At 43.8% G+C, this 16,060-nt stretch carries 13 protein-coding genes and 3 tRNA genes; 8 read left to right on the top strand and 8 right to left on the bottom strand.

The genetic code is table 11. The annotated features are described in order from the left end of the window. Nucleotides 1–9 precede the first annotated feature (9 nt). From C7475_RS21370 to C7475_RS21390, 5 genes are all read left to right on the top strand, one after another. Nucleotides 10–774 carry a pirin family protein gene (locus C7475_RS21370; RefSeq protein ID WP_110055446.1) on the top strand — a complete coding sequence of 255 codons (765 nt, stop codon included), beginning with the start codon at nucleotides 10–12 and terminating at the stop codon, nucleotides 772–774. A 175-nt stretch (nucleotides 775–949) separates the two neighbouring features. Then, a complete protein-coding gene (locus C7475_RS21375; protein WP_110055447.1) occupies nucleotides 950–1,558 on the top strand; it encodes a Crp/Fnr family transcriptional regulator in 609 nt (202 codons plus the stop codon). 42 nt (nucleotides 1,559–1,600) lie between these two features. Beyond that, a complete protein-coding gene (locus C7475_RS21380) occupies nucleotides 1,601–2,287 on the top strand; it encodes a hypothetical protein (RefSeq protein WP_110055448.1) in 687 nt (228 codons plus the stop codon). 4 nt (nucleotides 2,288–2,291) lie between these two features. Next, nucleotides 2,292–2,939 carry a hypothetical protein gene (locus C7475_RS21385; protein WP_110055449.1) on the top strand — a complete coding sequence of 216 codons (648 nt, stop codon included), beginning with the start codon at nucleotides 2,292–2,294 and terminating at the stop codon, nucleotides 2,937–2,939. A gap of 152 nt (nucleotides 2,940–3,091) precedes the next feature. Then, nucleotides 3,092–4,039 carry a hypothetical protein gene (locus C7475_RS21390; RefSeq protein ID WP_110055450.1) on the top strand — a complete coding sequence of 316 codons (948 nt, stop codon included), beginning with the start codon at nucleotides 3,092–3,094 and terminating at the stop codon, nucleotides 4,037–4,039. A gap of 122 nt (nucleotides 4,040–4,161) precedes the next feature. Here the strand turns inward: C7475_RS21390 and C7475_RS21395 are convergent, their stop codons facing one another. From C7475_RS21395 to C7475_RS21410, 4 genes are all read right to left on the bottom strand, one after another. Further along, nucleotides 4,162–4,701 (bottom strand): hypothetical protein, encoded by a 540-nt coding sequence (locus C7475_RS21395; RefSeq protein WP_110055451.1) that lies wholly within the window; start codon nucleotides 4,699–4,701, stop codon nucleotides 4,162–4,164. A gap of 114 nt (nucleotides 4,702–4,815) precedes the next feature. Further along, the gene (locus tag C7475_RS21400) at nucleotides 4,816–5,313 is read right to left on the bottom strand and encodes a hypothetical protein (protein WP_110055452.1); all 498 of its coding nucleotides are present in this window, start codon (nucleotides 5,311–5,313) and stop codon (nucleotides 4,816–4,818) included. A 170-nt stretch (nucleotides 5,314–5,483) separates the two neighbouring features. Next, nucleotides 5,484–5,567: transfer RNA gene (locus C7475_RS21405), tRNA-Leu, on the bottom strand. Nucleotides 5,568–5,632: 65 nt separating this feature from the next. Further along, entirely contained in the window at nucleotides 5,633–6,781 is a 1,149-nt protein-coding gene (locus C7475_RS21410; RefSeq protein ID WP_110055453.1) for a HAMP domain-containing sensor histidine kinase, read from the bottom strand. A 110-nt stretch (nucleotides 6,782–6,891) separates the two neighbouring features. On the opposite strand from C7475_RS21410, the gene C7475_RS21415 reads away from it, so the two are divergent. Together C7475_RS21415 and C7475_RS21420 are read left to right on the top strand one after the other, a co-directional pair. Continuing rightward, nucleotides 6,892–7,923: a glycosyltransferase family 2 protein gene (locus C7475_RS21415; RefSeq protein ID WP_233259920.1), complete on the top strand. Its 1,032-nt coding sequence runs from the start codon at nucleotides 6,892–6,894 to the stop codon at nucleotides 7,921–7,923. A 51-nt stretch (nucleotides 7,924–7,974) separates the two neighbouring features. Continuing rightward, nucleotides 7,975–8,175, top strand: coding sequence for a hypothetical protein (locus tag C7475_RS21420; RefSeq protein WP_110055455.1), 201 nt, complete (start codon nucleotides 7,975–7,977; stop codon nucleotides 8,173–8,175). Nucleotides 8,176–8,683: 508 nt separating this feature from the next. Here the strand turns inward: C7475_RS21420 and C7475_RS21425 are convergent. Further along, nucleotides 8,684–8,756, bottom strand: a tRNA-Gly gene (locus C7475_RS21425). Nucleotides 8,757–8,903: 147 nt separating this feature from the next. Then, nucleotides 8,904–8,976: transfer RNA gene (locus tag C7475_RS21430), tRNA-Gly, on the bottom strand. Nucleotides 8,977–9,324: 348 nt separating this feature from the next. Here C7475_RS21430 and C7475_RS21435 point away from each other — a divergent pair. Then, complete coding sequence (locus C7475_RS21435) at nucleotides 9,325–10,863, top strand: alpha-N-arabinofuranosidase (RefSeq protein ID WP_110055456.1); 1,539 nt, start codon at nucleotides 9,325–9,327, stop codon at nucleotides 10,861–10,863. A gap of 59 nt (nucleotides 10,864–10,922) precedes the next feature. Here the strand turns inward: C7475_RS21435 and C7475_RS21440 are convergent, their stop codons facing one another. After that, nucleotides 10,923–13,172, bottom strand: coding sequence for a DUF4838 domain-containing protein (locus tag C7475_RS21440; RefSeq protein WP_233259921.1), 2,250 nt, complete (start codon nucleotides 13,170–13,172; stop codon nucleotides 10,923–10,925). Between the two features lie 20 nt (nucleotides 13,173–13,192). After that, entirely contained in the window at nucleotides 13,193–16,060 is a 2,868-nt protein-coding gene (locus C7475_RS21445) for a tetratricopeptide repeat protein (RefSeq protein WP_110055458.1), read from the bottom strand.

The following is a 16,060-nucleotide window of genomic DNA, read 5'->3' on the forward strand; positions in this document are numbered from 1 at the left end:
ACCACAATTATGCTTAATGTAATGTTATCTGATCTTAAAAGGTCCAGGATCGTGGAGCTTGCACAAACAGGAAATGCTTCTTTTACTGCTTTCAGAGCCAACAGAACTGAGTATGCGGGACTATTAAGCCCCATCATGGGTTTTGACGATTTCCGTCTCAGCAGTGACGTATTTGGCCCGCACCAGCATCGTCATATGTCGGCGTTGAGCTATCTGTTTGATGATTCCGCACCGTATCACAACCAGGATTCCATGGGAACGGACTTAACGATCACTACCGGCAGTCTGTTATGGACATGGGCAGGAAGTGGTGTTACACATCACGAATATCCTGAAACCGCAAATACAAAAATTCACGGCCTCCAGTTATTCCTGGAAATCCCAGCCGAAACACGTAATCTGCCGCCTAAAAGTATTTTAATCCCGGCCGAACAGATGCCAAAGAAAGAGGTGGATGGTGTTAAAGTAAAAGTGGTATTAGGGTCGGCGGCAGGCATGGTGAACGAAACGCCGACACCGGAAAGGATCACCTTTCTTGATATGAACATAGCTGCAGGTAAGACTTTCTCACATCAGCTGCCGGCTGGCTGGAATGGTACGATCTATCTCCTGTCAGGCTCTCTTCATGTAGAAGCTTCTTCGGAAGGCTTTTCAATGGACGGCCATGAAACGGTTGCCATAGGTTTATCTGCAGAAGATACGCAGATCGTTTTAAGGGCTTATACCGATTGCCACTTATTATTTATCAGTGGCGTACCTGTTGTATCAGCATAGGCGGCTGGCAGATTAAAGCGGCCGCCGGCCTGGGGACCGCTTTAATCTGCCTTAGTTAATTACCTCACATTTAAGTAGATAAGAAATATGTTCTAACTGAAAAATTAAGGTACCTTAATTTTTTATGTTGTTCAGGATCCTGAACTTTATTGCAACCCAATAAAGCTGCTTTAATATGGATTTTGAACGTTTTCTTTCGACCATACGCCGACATGCGCAACTTTCTGAGTCAGAGGAAATGAAACTCTGTTCTTTATTGAGCATTAAGACGCTTAAGCGTAAGGAATTACTGGTACGTGCAGGCGACGATGGCCGCCATGAATATTTTGTAAATAAAGGCTGTTTAAGGACCTATTATGTCGACGAGAAAGGAGTGGAGCATAACACTTACTTTGCAATAGAAGGTTATTGGGTATCCGATATTTACAGCAGGACATTTAACGCTCCGGCACTTTGTAATATCGTTGCGCTGGAAGACTGTGAGTTGGTGCATATATCTAACATGGCATTAGAATGTTTTTTGAAAGATGTACCGGGTCTTGAACGTTTTTTCCGCATTTCATATCAGAATTCGCTGGCGACGATCCACCTCAAACAGATACAGTTGTTGTCGATGAGTGGTTGTGAACGATATAATTATTTCAGGACAAAATACCCGGAACTGGACATGCGCATCCCGCAAAAACATATTGCCAGCTACCTGGGTTTCACGCCGGAGTTTTTCAATACAGTCCGCTCAAAGGCGATACGTGCTAATAGCGGCAAAGTCCCCCGTCTCTTATAATAAGATTAAGCCATTTCCCGTTTAATATTTTAAAGTATTGTCATGACCACCCCCGCAGGAGTTACGGTCCGCAAAAGCCAATATACCGTAAGGGAAACGATAGACCGCTTACAGGTTGCGTTGGAACAGCATAATGTAACTATATATTCAAGGATAGATCAGCAACAGGAATTGCAAAAGGCCGGGCTGGTCAAGATTGATAATTTTCGTACCGTTGTATCGAACGCCTCTGGAGATGAGCATACGCTAAAATCATCTATTCAGGCTATGGAGAAAGCAGATGAGTTATTGGAGGCCGGCCATACACCTAAAGGCTTGCGCTTTGAAGACAAAAAGGAACCAACTCCTGGATCGAATACGAAATATGATGTAGACTTGGGAATAAGAAAAAGTGCACCTGTAGAAGGACAGGAATCATATCTGGAGGCATATCAATTCAAAACGAATGATGGTCCGTTGAGTAAGGGCAAAATAGAAGGTGCGGCTAAGCAATTATATGATGCGCGTGCCGATAAGAGGATTGTAGAGCTGATATTAGTAGAAGCTGATGATCTGGCTAATATTGAAAAGGATGAAAAGATATTACGGGAGTTAAAACATCAGCTTTATGCAAAAGGAGAAAATTCTTCAAACAACGTAATAATTGATGAGTTTCATTTTATATTTTCAAATGGCGAGAAGATAAAGGTGATTTGGAACGGTGAAAAAGTTGAGTTTATAAAATTTTAAGTATATGATTAGAGATTGTGGCCGTTGGCACTTCGATGGAATATATTATGAGAACCATAATGAAAGTTATCCTGCGATTAGAGAAAGTATGAGGATCTTAATGGAAAATCTCATTTCATCTAAGATATTAATTCCTAAAAGATTGACTGGTGGTATGTCTTTAGAGTATGATACAGTCGATGAATTATTGGATCAGGTAGAAGCATTCTATCTGAAGGATGCATCGGAGTTTGATATTGAAGGCGACACAATAATGTATACGCCCAATGGAGAGCAAACAAGTAGTAACTTAGTCAGTATTGAAAACTTTAGAATCTCAGAGCAACATTTTGTTTTTGTTGTGAAAACTGATTATTGGTTGCCTATGACAATGATTAGTGAGGTTTTTGATTTTAAGTGGAATCTTGAGCTATATAAGCTGAACTACTTTAGGATACCTATTTTTCTTAAAAGGTTAGACAAAGAACTGGGCTGGGAAAATGAGGAATTGTTACTTGAAGAGAATTGGTTTGTATCCACTCAGGCTGGTTATGATTTCTTTTTGAGAGAGAGTATGATCACCAGGGCATATGAGGAAAATCCTAATCCAGACTTCGATCTGAACGCTTATGTGGATGCGATAAAAATGGCTAAAGAGCAGCACTCCCGATGAAATTACATATACAGCAAAGCCACTGGATGATTGTTGTTCAGTGGCTTTGCTATGTTAATTGGAGTATTTATTTGGTCTTTTCAACAGTAAAGTTTTCAGCTCCTGAATTTTTGAACTATACCTGGATATCTTAGTAACCGTTTTCGTAAAGTATGAACTTATATAAAATAGACCTTAATCCGAATGTGTTATCCAGAACGCTGACACCTTTTGTTTATACCTATGCGGATGATCGAAAAGATGTGGGCGCAAAAACAGCAATAAGTGGTTTGCTTTATATCATGTCCACGCTCAAACGGTTGCCTGAACGCATGGAAAAGATATTTAAGGAGGGTGGGTTTAATTATAATAACCATGGGTGTACGTTTATGTATTATTCCGGTGATACCATCTACTGCGATGAGGGAACTGTAGAAATCTCTACACTTATTCAAAGTACATTGTTAAGTGAAAGGCAGTTTTATGAAGTTCTGCTCCAAATAGTAGAAAAAGCACTAGAGGCCTGGGCTGATCCTCAATTTAAAAAGGAGGCTGGATTAACAGATGAATGGGAAGTTGCAATTAGAAACACTATTCCAGTGTTAAACGAAAAAATTGCTGATGCACATTATCCGGAAGTGAAGCAAATGCCGTTAAAGAAAAATCTGTATGTCATTTCCTTTAAAGAAGGTGATAATGTAAATGAAGAGCAGCCTTTTGTTATTACTCATATTTTCGAGAACAGGATTGAAGAAGATTCGGCTATCCAGATTTTTCGGGACATTTTCATAAAGGATGTTCTGGTGTTCGTTGAAAATGTATTGCAGGGAACCAATTACAGTTCAGGAAACAACGGGTTCATATATGGTCCATACATAACCGATGATATCGTTTGGGTAGATGAAGGCATCGTTGAAATGTATAATGAAAATGAAACTATAGGATTTTCATATCGTCAATTTTACCTGCTAACTATGCACCTGGCAGAAAAGGCACTGGAGGCAATGAATCATTTTGACTTAAAGGCGAAGGGAATAGTTGATGATAATTGGGAAACGAGCATTCAACATTCTATTCTTTTACTAAAGAAAAAGTTCGACTTTCATAACCGGACAGTGTGAAACGCATCAGGGGGCTATCGCTAAAGAGCTGTATCCCCATTAAAAAATAAACACAAGCTAAAAGCAAAGGGCTGGCCTCGATATGGCCAGCCCTTTGTAAATATTTATAGCCGTTTTAAAGACTATCTTTCCGCTAATAAACTCGCTGCCTTTTCCAGATGATCTTTTATCATAATATTCATCTGATTCCGCGTTTCAGGATCCTCAGCATAGTCTTCAGAAGAACTAACTGTTGTAGAAACTGATTCCAACACTTCCGGCAAACTGTCAGCATCATTACCGGTGATGATCTCAACCAGATCAAGAATAACTCTGTAGAGGTAAATAGGAGGTACGACAGCACGGTCATCTGCGTAAATGCCGAATTCGTGAGAAATGCCGCCTTTAGTTGATATCACTGAAACTGTAGTTTCGAAAAGCGCCTCCGGAGCAGCTTCGCCATCCTCTTCTTCCCAATCCTGCTCGTCTGCGTTAATCTCAACTGTTTCTTCTGATTCTTCGGATTCTTCATCCTCTTCTTCAGGGTCATACTGCCATTCAGACAAAACGACGATAATACCCTGCTTCAGCATGTTGTTCGTGAAAGCGTAGCTTATCTGAGAGCCTTCTTCATCGGTATACGATAGAAATTCTATCCCTTTTTTAGCTAATAGTTTTTCCATTGCCTTGAATTTTGGCTGCCAATATAATATTTTATTGGTATATGAAGCATGCTGACAGACCCATACAAGCCAAATTTATCAGACCGGCTTCGTACAATTGCAGGTTTTTATAGATTAAACCTGCTCCCGTATATATCTAACAGCAACACTATTATAAAAATAAACAGTAAGACCAAGTTTTGCATATTGATATACAGAGATGTTCCGGCCACTTTCCACTAGTTCAGAAACCTTTTCTGGTTTGCCAACTTTCTCAATAAGATAAAGGTCTGTTAGTTTACCTTCTTTCACCATAGTGCGGATATCTTCAAAAAAGTAATTGGACCCTTTATATTTCTCAGCTTTGAATTTATTCAGGAGCAGGGGTACTTTAGCCTTTGTGGCTGCGTCTACAAATAAAGGTTTGCCGGACAATTGCTCGTAAATTACTACACCAAACGCCGAGCCAATAGTTGTTGCATAGATGCCGGTAAACTTATAACCTTTTTTCTCTGCTATTTGATTAACACTGCAATTGGTACAGATAGTGTCGCCTGCAAGTGTGCGGAGCTGCGCATTGGCAGTTAGGGATAGTAAGAATGCAGCTGCTGCAATCATTGTGAGTTTCTTCATGATCTGTTTATATTATGAACATTCGGGTTATTATATTAGTCGGTGGTGATACTATCGGTAATGTGATAATTGAATTGCTATATTATTCAACAATGATTGTCCCTATTTTGGCTCCCTGTGACGTGGTTAAAATAACAAAACCCGCTCATCAGAGCGGGTTTATGTTTTCGTGCGGAAGAGGAGATTCGAACTCCCAAGCCCTTTCAGGCACTACCACCTCAAAGTAGCGCGTCTACCAATTTCGCCACCTCCGCAGGTCTGAAGTGGGTGCAAATTTAATTGCTTTTTGATAATGAACAAATTTAATTAATAACTATTATCATTTTCTGAGCAAAATTCTGAAAGTCGTACCCTTGTTAAGCTCGGATGAACGCACTGTGAGCCTGCCTTTATGGTACTCTTCTATAATACGTTTTGCTAATGAAAGACCAAGTCCCCAGCCTCGTTTTTTTGTACTGAAGCCCGGTTTGAAGACTTTTTCGAAGTTCGCTTTCGGGATGCCTTTACCACTATCTGCGATGTCGATGATGATATTGGCCGGGTGATTTTCTATATAAACATCAATAGTTCCTTTTCCTTCCATGGCATCCAGTGCATTCTTCAGCAGGTTTTCAATGACCCAGTCAAATAATGCGGGCGAGATCATGGCGGGAATTTCATGTTCCTGGCAATGGAGGGTGAGGACTACTTTCTGAGGCGATCGTTTCCGGATGTAGGTCACCATGCTCTCTACCTGGTTGACCACATCACGCTCTTCCAGTTGCGGCACGCTGCCTATCTTGGAGAAACGTTCAGTAATGAGCTTCAGCCTGTCCACATCTTTTCTTAGTTCGGTGGCGACGAGTTCATTAGCCTCATTGTCTTTGAGGATCTCTATCCAGGCCTCTATGGAAGACAAAGGTGTTCCCAGCTGGTGGGCAGTTTCTTTGGCCATTCCGACCCATAGGAGGTTCTGGACGGCACGGTTGGAAGTAGATAGCGCCACCAGTACAATGCTGATAAAGAGGGCCACTACAATAAGTTGTATGTAGGGGTAGTAGCGTACCTGTTTGAGGATCAGGGAATCTCCGTAGTAAATATAGTTATAGAGGTTATTCTTTGCATCGATCTCCATGATGAAAGGAGGGTGCTGGTTCTTGAAAGTGGCCAGTTCTTCTTCCATGTATTTCGGATTGCCGGAAAGCTTGGTGGTATCGAGGTTACGGGAATCGATGATATGGCCGTTCTCATTTGTGATAATAACGGGAATGCTGGTATTATTTGTAATGATCTCGACGGCCAGGTTAAGGTTTGCTTCGTCGGAAGCCTGGAGCAATTCACGGTTAGCGGCCACCCAGGTAGCCACTTTTTTTGTTTCTTCTTCTTCCAGTTTGCTGGCGATGCTGCTTACATACCAGATCGTACCTACAATGATAATCACTGCGGTAGATACCAGTACGAACTTCCAGCCTATGACCTGTTTAAACATACTTGGCGTCTAAATTAAGCATAAAGCGCAATTAGTGTGAAGGTGGTCCGAAGCTATAATAATTTGTTGCATATTTGTAACGCAAAAATTATTATTCACGCGTAAAGAAAGTGCTTTTGTCTGTATTACCATCGGTAGCAGTTGTTATTTTGAATTGGAATGGACGTAGTTTTCTGGAAAAGTTCCTGCCTTCGGTATGTAGTTCCACTTACGGGAACCTACAGTTGTATGTGGCAGATAATGCTTCGACAGATGATAGTGTAGCTTTCGTGCGTGCTAAATTTCCGGAAGTTAACATTATTCAGAATCCGACCAATGACGGTTTTGCGGGAGGATATAATCAGGCCTTACAGCATGTAAAGGCCGATATATACGTATTGCTTAATCAGGATGTGGAAGTGGAGCCGGGATGGATCGAGCCGGTCGTGGCCCAGATGGTGCGCGACCATCATATCGCTGCCTGCCAGCCGAAACTGCGTTTTTACGATAAAAAGGACGAATTCGAGTACGCCGGCGCAGCAGGGGGGTGGATGGACATCCTGGGATACACTTTTTGCCGGGGTAGGATCCTTTATACGACCGAAATAGATAAAGGGCAGTATGATGATGCCCAGGACATATTCTGGGCCACAGGAGCCGCCTTATTCATTCGTTCTGCCTGTTTCCATGAAGTAGGTGGTTTTGACTCCGATTTCTTCGCTCATATGGAGGAAGTGGACCTTTGCTGGCGATTGAAAAGGGCTGGGTACCGTATCTGTTATTGCCCGGAATCTATTGTGTATCACGTCGGAGGAGGCAGCCTGCCGCAGGGAAATCCCCGTAAGCTTTACCTGAACTTCCGGAATAACCTGATGATGCTTTGGAAGAACCTGCATCCGGCCGACCGCTGGATCATCTTATTCCAGCGCTTCTTCCTCGACCTGCTGGCTGCGGTGAAGAGCCTGGTGGCAGGGAAACCCAAAGATATGACGGCTATATTGCGTGCCTACCGGGATTATTTCCGCTGGAGGAGAAAGTACCAGTTCTCGAAAGACCGCCTGCCACAGAAAAGACTATTGGAAATGAGCGGGGTATTTCATGGTATCATGATCTGGCGTTATTATTTCCTGAACCGCCGGACTTTTGGGACCCTGGAAAAATAACTTGCATTATTATTTGACATGACGTAAGTTTGCAATGCGAAATAAATAGCTATGGAACACAATACTGTTGAAAATAAGAATGACTTTACCGGTAGCTGGGTATCATCTTCCCGTTTCCTGTTTTATGTGACAATCTTCTGCATCATTTCCTTTGTATTAGGCGGATGCTATAATTTGTACAAACATCGCTACAAGGGCAAACCTGAAGTAGCTGTACCGGAAAACACCCTGTACAACCCGAAATATAAATAAGCGATTTAATCATATTAGCGAAAGCCCCCTGGTCTGACCAGGGGGCTTTTTTATTGTTTCAGGCAATATTACCGTTACATACGGCCTGAAATAGGCGCTTCGTAAGGCAGGGTTCGTTCTGATAACTCATATATAAACTGTAATCTACCCGTATATAACCTGTATATAACCCGTATCTTTTAGATATGGGTTATATACAGGTTATATACGGCTTATATACGGGTTATATACGGGTTATCTCTGATAAAGCGCTATAGTAGCGCCTTTACAGAGACAGTATAAATACCTTGTTTTGTTTTAGCCTAATAATAAGTAAGATTTATGTTATAAAATAACTTTATGAGATGATTTTATGAGTGGAAATGAGGCGATATCCAGAGAATTTCATGATAGTTGACAGAGACTAGCTAAATGGTATAGGAGTCCGCAAGACAATAAGGAAGATATCTGTAGATATAGGGGCATAAAAAAAAGTCCTGATGTGATAAACACCAGGACTTTTCTGCTGAGCGGAAGACCGGGCTCGAACCGGCCACCCCGACCTTGGCAAGGTCGTGCTCTACCAAATGAGCTACTTCCGCGTATTTGAGATCCGGTTTTTCTTCAGCAATTGCTTATTTAAACTGGCCTCTTCTTTTAAGAACTTTTGATTTATCTGTTTTTCGATAATGCTTATCGATGTCAGAATAAAAAAAGCCCTGACGTCATAAACACCAGGACTTTACCTGAGCGGAAGACCGGGCTCGAACCGGCCACCCCGACCTTGGCAAGGTCGTGCTCTACCAAATGAGCTACTTCCGCATACTAGAGATCCTGTTTTCTTCAGCAATTGCTTATTTAAACTAACCTCTTTAATTAAGAACTTTTTTATTCCCGTTCGCTGCTTTTGCGATTGGGATGGCAAATGTACAACATTGTTTGAAAACGCAAAATATTTGGTGGAGTTTTTTTTGAAAAAAACAGACGCTTATCCAACCGCAGAACTGATACTATCAATGCCTTGCAGCCAACAAGTGATGAAATATTGCAGGGGCCTGAGTTTGAGAGGAATAAATTAGTTGTATAATTGACAGTTATTTTTTCTATCTTGTGTTTATTCCACGTCTTCACATAACATTTGACAAGTCAGCTTTACATAAATTCTAAATTATGAAAAAGAAGTTATCACTCCTGTTACTGATGGTGTTCGCTTACTCAGCTCAAGCCCAAAATACGGCCAGCCTGGTGGTGCAGCCTAAATCAGATCATACCATCAGCCGTCATATCTATGGACACTTTTCAGAGCACCTCGGCCATTGCATCTATGATGGCTTTTGGGTTGATCCCTCACTGAATGTGCCTAAAAAGGACCGCATCCGGCTGGATGTCGTTGAAGCGCTGAAGAAGATCCAGATCCCGAACCTGCGCTGGCCCGGCGGATGTTTTGCCGATGAATACCATTGGCGTGACGGGATCGGACCGCGTGAACAACGCCCTAAAATGGTGAATACCAACTGGGGTGGTGTAACAGAAGATAATAGTTTCGGTACGCACGAATTCCTCGAACTATGTGAGCTGCTGCAAACAGAACCTTACGTATCTGCTAATGTGGGTAGCGGCACCGTGGAAGAAATGGCCAAATGGGTTGAATATTTCAACTTTAATGGCGTTAGCCCTATGACTGCCCTGCGTAAGCAAAACGGGCACGAAGCGCCCTGGAAAGTGACCTTTCTGGGCGTTGGTAATGAAAGCTGGGGATGCGGTGGCAATATGACACCTGCTTTTTATGCTGACCAGTACCGCCGCTATGCTACTTATGCACGTAACTATCCGGGTGCTCCGCTGAAAAAGATTGTGAGCGGGGCGAGCGACTACGATTTCAACTGGACAGAAACCTGTATGAAACAGATCCCCCTGAATCAAATGTGGGGACTGAGCCTGCACTATTATACCGTTCCCAAGACCTGGAACGACAAGGGCTCCGCTACCAATTTCACCGAACAGGAATATTTCACCACCATGAGGAAATGCCTGGCAATGGATTCCCTGGTGATCAAACATTCCGCTATCATGGATAAATACGATCCAAAAAAACGTGTAGCCCTGGTAGTGGATGAATGGGGTATCTGGACCAATGTGGAACCTGGCACTAATCCAGGCTTCCTGTATCAGCAGAACAGCCTGCGCGATGCTTTGATAGCCGGCAGCACCCTGAACATCTTCAACAACCATAGCGACCGTGTAAGAATGGCGGAACTGGCACAGACAGTAAATGTGTTGCAGGCCCTGATCCTGACCGACAAGGAGAAAATGCTGCTGACGCCTACCTACCATGTATTTGATCTTTACAAAGTGCACCAGGATGCGCAATACCTGCCTATCCAGCTGAATAGTCCTGCTTATACTTCCGGTAACGAAAAAATTCCGGCAGTGAATGCTTCCGCTTCCCTGGATTCAACCGGTGCAGTACATATCTCTCTTGTAAACCTGAACCCTTCACAAAAGATCACCGTTACCACTTCTCTACAGGAGGCAAAATGGAAAGCGGTTACGGGACAGGTACTGACTTCAGCAAAAACAACTGATGTCAATACATTTGAGCAACCTAATAAAGTACATATTGAGAAATTCACAGGAGCAAAGAAACAGGGAGATAACCTGGTGGTAGAACTGCCACCTGCATCTGTAGTAGTGCTGGAACTGAAATAATCAGGACCTGATATATTCAAGAGCGGCAATTGCGAAGAAGTGCAATTGCCGCTCTTGTTTTATAAAACGAATATCTCGTCACAACAGATAGCCGCTTTTTTGCCGGATGGCGCTCCTCTCCATGCCGGTACATTCTGGAGGCAACGGCTCGTTACACGCACGAAACGTGCATGGACTGAAGGCAGAGAGAAACGGAACGTATGTGATGCCGCCGTGTAGTCTTCTTCCGCAAGGAGTGCAGGTTGTTGTTTGCCTGCCGGAGTAAAATTGATCCCATCTGCGGATGTTTCAATGATTATATCGGACGGATTGAAAATATAATGCCGCGCGTCCTGCAGGAAATTCATCTGCACTTCCTTAATCGTTTTTTCCTGACCCATATCGATCGTGGCTACCATGTCTTTTCCATAGATGAACAGCCAGTTAATGCTGAAATCTTTATCGCCCTGCAATCCATCAGTAAGCGTCCGTTCCTTTTTGGCCGGATACTCGTCAGACCAGGGGTTCAACAAAGTGACTTTTGCACCAAATGCAAGGCTGTTGATCCATTTGCGGGAGAAAATAGTATCCCATTCCTGTTGATATGCATCTGCATTTCCACCGCCTTCCGATAACTCTTTCACGCCTGCCTGTTTACATTGCGCTACAAATTTCCTTACTCGTTCCGGCCAGCGCGGATTTACGATGTAACCACTTCCTTCCGGGATCAGGTATCCGAACTTCTCCGTGCCGAAAAAACGCGATTGTTGTAATACCGTATACTCCAGTGGCAGCCTTGTATTGTATACCCTTGTCAACAGATCATTATTTCCTTCTACCGATTTTTCTGCTTTATCAAGCAGATTGGAATACTGATCTATGGCTTCGGGAGAAAGATAGTTCTTGTAGTTATTGACCGGATTACCGTAGATGTCAAGCTGTGTTTTAGTGTTGTGCAATGTGGAGATCAGTGTCTGCAGATATTGCCCGATGAAAGGGCCGGCCTTACCATAATATCCGTTCAGAAAATCGTTTGTTACCGCCTCAGTGGTGAGGGATGGGTTCCACAGTAGTTTGGCTTGCAGGTAGCTGTTATAGGCTGCCATATCGCTATAGGTATCGCCGCTTCCTTGTGAGAAAACGCCTGTTACCTTATGAGCTGACAGGTATTGAAGATTCGGCTGCAGATTGTTATAGTCGGGAAAAGGAGCCAGGTAGTTAGTGAACTGCGTTGTATAATCCCATAGAAAAATATGATCTGTAATAGCACCCCAGCCTTCCAGGTCTTTCCTGAAAGCCGCTGCTGATGGTATGTTGTTCAATGGTTCCTGCCGGTAAGCGTCAATGCTGCTCAGCATAATATACACATTGCTTGCAGGCTTTGTTTTAAGCGGGGGATGTGCCGTGTACTGATATGCCAGTGTAGTGAATTGCCGATCAGGAAACACTGCTGCTACCCGGTTGACGAAGCGGACTAATGAGCCCTGCGGACCACCATCTTCTGCATTGGCTTTGCTACATTGATCGCAGTTACAGAAACCGCCGCCATCTTCTGCGGCAATGGACCAATAAAGTGCATCAGGATTATCAGCTATGGCCTTGCGGAAATAAGCGACCATCAACTTAAACACCTCTTCATTGCTCAGGCATAACTGGCTGGCCTGCCGTTTGCCATTCACAAGTGCATAATATTCCGGGTGTGCGGCAAAGTATGTTTTAGGAGGGAGAATCTTAAAGAAGGAATGTCCCCATACGCCCCACAGATCTTCAAACCGGTGCAGCTTATGCCATTCCAGGTATTCGTTGTCAAAGGCAGCAGGATAATAAGTTTCCCTGTAAACAAATGCAGGTTCCTGTTTGTCCATCAGTTGCTGCGGCAGTTGCAGATTTTTATTGGTGGGTACTGTGACAGGTATTGCAGCGTATTTGCGACAGCCAAAATAATCCTCCAGCAACGTATACACACCATAGAGAATACCTTTGCCGCTGCCTCCCCTGATGTATAAATGCTGTTTGTCTGTTGCAATGAAAAAGCTTTCCCCTTTGAGTTTACCACTATGGAACTGCTCTACATGTTCGGTATTGCCAATAAAAATACCTGGCTGCTCTTTATATGTTTTTTCAGGTATGATATTCAGTGATGCGCCTGATATCCGTTTCAGATAATCCTGCAACAACTTAGCGGCCTTTGTTTCATGTTTACCTGCTTCATCAGGCAATACGATCACATACCTGGAGTTTCCGTTAGATACAAGATCGATATTCCCCCGGGTGGACTGGCAACTGTTGTATGTCAGCAAGGTCATTATCAACAATAAGCTGTGCATCATTCTGAACATGAATAACGTGATTAAAATTTGCGTTGCAGGGTTATATAGATATCATACTGGTTCTGAAATTCGATAGTAGTGATCTTCTGATTGATCCATGTACCGAATATCCCTGCAGTAGTACGATACCTGAATGTTTTCTGATAACCTGCTCCCACACTGCGGGTCAACAATCCTGCCAGCTTGGGGAATTGTATAAGACGGCTTCTGTCGTCGGGAGAGGTACCCAGTCCGGCATTAAATGAAATATAGTCCTGCTGACGGTTCATATAGTAACGGGCAGTCAGGTTGTAAGACGTATAGAACTCAGGAGAATCACTGATGAAATAAGCCCGGAAGTTAACCCAGAAATCTTTCCAGGTCTTGGCAATAGACGCTACTCCGGAAACACTGTTAGAACTATCTGCACTCAGATAACGGATACCCAGTTCACCCTCTATATCATGTTTAAATGTTTTAAAGAGGGAGTATGCCAGTCTTGCCCTGGGAAACACCAGCTCATTGGAATATGTGGCAAGCGCATACGAGTACAACTTAGGGTTATGCGTATAATAGAGTTCCGCTTCACCTTGTAGCCCCGTGCCTTGCTCACGTCCTGCATAGTTCAGACGGGCGGCGTACGAACCACGTTTAAAGAAGTGGCGGTATTCGAGTGTGGCAATGTTATAGCTATTGTCCTGGTAGTCGTAGCTTGAATGCAGGAAAAACATACCGAACTGGTTCTTCGTTGTTTTACTGTGCAGGTAGTCGGCATAGTCGAGGTTCTCCGGCGTACGACTGAATTTAACGACAGAGTCGGCCGCAAGTGCAGCTTCTGCATACATCTTTTTATTCTCCAGTGTAACAGCTCTTTTCTGTATGAAAGACGTATTGTCCGGATAGAAGCGGATGCCCTGGTTAGCGTACAGCAGTGCACTATCATATTCCTGTTTGGCACTAAGCAGATTAATACTGTTGAGTAAAGCCAGAGAATCTTTTCTGTTAAGACCTAGTACCTGCCTGTATATGGCCAGCGCGCTATCTGGCGCATTGTTACGCTGATAAGCGGAAGCCGCAGCAATGAGTCCGTCGGTATATGCCGTTCTGTATTTAACAGTGAAAGGATAACGTTGCATCAGCTGGTAGGAGATAGCATTGGCTTCGTTATACCGTTTCATGTCGGTGAGTATACCGGCTTTCTTCAATAGCAGTTCCTTATTGTCAGGATAGTGTGTCAGTGCAAGATCAGCATAGAACAATGAGCTATCGGGTTGTCCTGTTGCATTATGGAGATTGACCAGGTAATTCAGCGCTTCAAGGTTATCGGGCGCCTGTGCCAGTACGGTACGGAACTCTCTGGCTGCCATGTCATATTCCTCTGCCTGCAAAAGCGTACGGCCTGCAGTAAGGTGCAGGTCTGTAAGATTGGCCGCATATCTTGGATCAGCTGGTGACTGACGTAACAATTGTTCCGCGATAGCAGCCGCTTCGTCATACTGCCCCATACTGGCAAGAATACCTGACTTCTTCAGTAAAAAACGATTGTTGCTGGGATAAGAAACAAGTGCCTGATCGAGCACCTGGAGGGCATGCACATTGTCTTTCTGGCTGATGTAGGTATTGGCCATCATATCCAGTGCGGTCGTATCCCTCGGATCTGTTTGCAGGGCCTTATCGAATTCAGCCAGTGCCAGGTCGTATTGCTGCTGTGCGAGATAGTCACGTCCGCTGGCTATTTTTAAGGCCGTATAACGGCTTTTCAGGTCTGTGCTGGACCGGTTGTTAGCATAAAGCTTTTCGGCCAGTAATGCTGCCTCTGTGTACTTTCTGTCGCTTTCCAGTACATCCAGTTTAAGGGCAAGTAACTTCGGATCGTTCGGGTTATTCTTTAAGCCCCTGTTGATCCAGGCTGTAGCTTCACGATAAGCACCACGGGACATGCTTAGTCCTATTACTTTGTCAAGGGCTTCCCTGTTACCCGGATTCTTTTCCAGTACGCCCTGATATAAGAGGTAAGGGTCTGTATTAGCATACCAGGCAGCTGCTTCCATCCGCAGGGGCGTTTCCATACCACGGGCTTTAGCGTCCGATGGCCAGCGTTTCAGGATCTGCTGTAACTGGTCAATGGCTTCGGGATAATCATGCATGTCCTGCAATAGTCCCAGTTTACGCATCATCAATTCATAAGAGCCGGGATTTTCGGCCAGTTCAGCATTCACCTGTTCAATGGCACGCGTATAACTGCCACTCTTGATATACATGCTGGTGATAGCAGCTTTCGCTTCCGCATTACCCGGGTCCAGCAGCAGGGCCCTTTCATAGTTCTGCTGTGAAAGCAGCTGGTTGTTTCTCAGCTGGTAGTAGCGGCCGGCCAGCAGGAAGTGACCGGTATAAGCTCTTTGTACAGTTGTATCGTTCGTATGTTTTTCCAGTAAAGCAGTTGCATAATTGCCACCCTGGAAGAACCTTTCTGAAGCATCCAGTATGCCAAGCTTTTTCAGCATCAGCTCCTTGTCCTCCGGAAAGTAAAAGAGACCCTGGTCCGCATAACATTCGGCTTCCTGGTGTTTCTTAGCCGTCATTTCTATATTAATGGCATAGAGATAAGCATCGTGATAAGTCGGCGCTTTGATCAGCACCTGCTTTACATATCTTCTCGCCAGTTCGGTATTGCCGGTCAGCATGTACAGTCTTCCCAGCAATAACTCCTGGTCTGTAAAGTCAGGCCTTTTCTGCAGGGCTTCTTTTGATAGCTGTATTGCTTTCTGGTAATGATTCAGCCGTGTTTCCTTCACAGCTTCTTCATACAGTTCATCTGCATCTTTGCCCTTATTGAAGATCTGTGCCCGTACCTGCAATGAAAAGCAAAGTACGGTACCGGATAGTATATATTTGAATAGCGACATCAT

It is taken from the genome of Chitinophaga sp. S165 (assembly GCF_003182155.1).
Lineage (GTDB): Bacteria > Bacteroidota > Bacteroidia > Chitinophagales > Chitinophagaceae > Chitinophaga.

Coding starts and splice junctions, on each gene's coding strand:
- C7475_RS21385 (WP_110055449.1), top strand. CDS start 2,292: ATGATTAGAGATTGTGGCCGTTGGCACTTCGATGGAATATATTATGAG.
- C7475_RS21435 (WP_110055456.1), top strand. CDS start 9,325: ATGAAAAAGAAGTTATCACTCCTGTTACTGATGGTGTTCGCTTACTCA.
- C7475_RS21410 (WP_110055453.1), bottom strand. CDS start 6,781: ATGTTTAAACAGGTCATAGGCTGGAAGTTCGTACTGGTATCTACCGCA.
- C7475_RS21395 (WP_110055451.1), bottom strand. CDS start 4,701: ATGGAAAAACTATTAGCTAAAAAAGGGATAGAATTTCTATCGTATACC.
- C7475_RS21390 (WP_110055450.1), top strand. CDS start 3,092: ATGAACTTATATAAAATAGACCTTAATCCGAATGTGTTATCCAGAACG.
- C7475_RS21420 (WP_110055455.1), top strand. CDS start 7,975: ATGGAACACAATACTGTTGAAAATAAGAATGACTTTACCGGTAGCTGG.
- C7475_RS21440 (WP_233259921.1), bottom strand. CDS start 13,172: ATGATGCACAGCTTATTGTTGATAATGACCTTGCTGACATACAACAGT.
- C7475_RS21445 (WP_110055458.1), bottom strand. CDS start 16,060: ATGATGTCGCTATTCAAATATATACTATCCGGTACCGTACTTTGCTTT.
- C7475_RS21400 (WP_110055452.1), bottom strand. CDS start 5,313: ATGAAGAAACTCACAATGATTGCAGCAGCTGCATTCTTACTATCCCTA.
- C7475_RS21375 (WP_110055447.1), top strand. CDS start 950: ATGGATTTTGAACGTTTTCTTTCGACCATACGCCGACATGCGCAACTT.
- C7475_RS21370 (WP_110055446.1), top strand. CDS start 10: ATGCTTAATGTAATGTTATCTGATCTTAAAAGGTCCAGGATCGTGGAG.
- C7475_RS21380 (WP_110055448.1), top strand. CDS start 1,601: ATGACCACCCCCGCAGGAGTTACGGTCCGCAAAAGCCAATATACCGTA.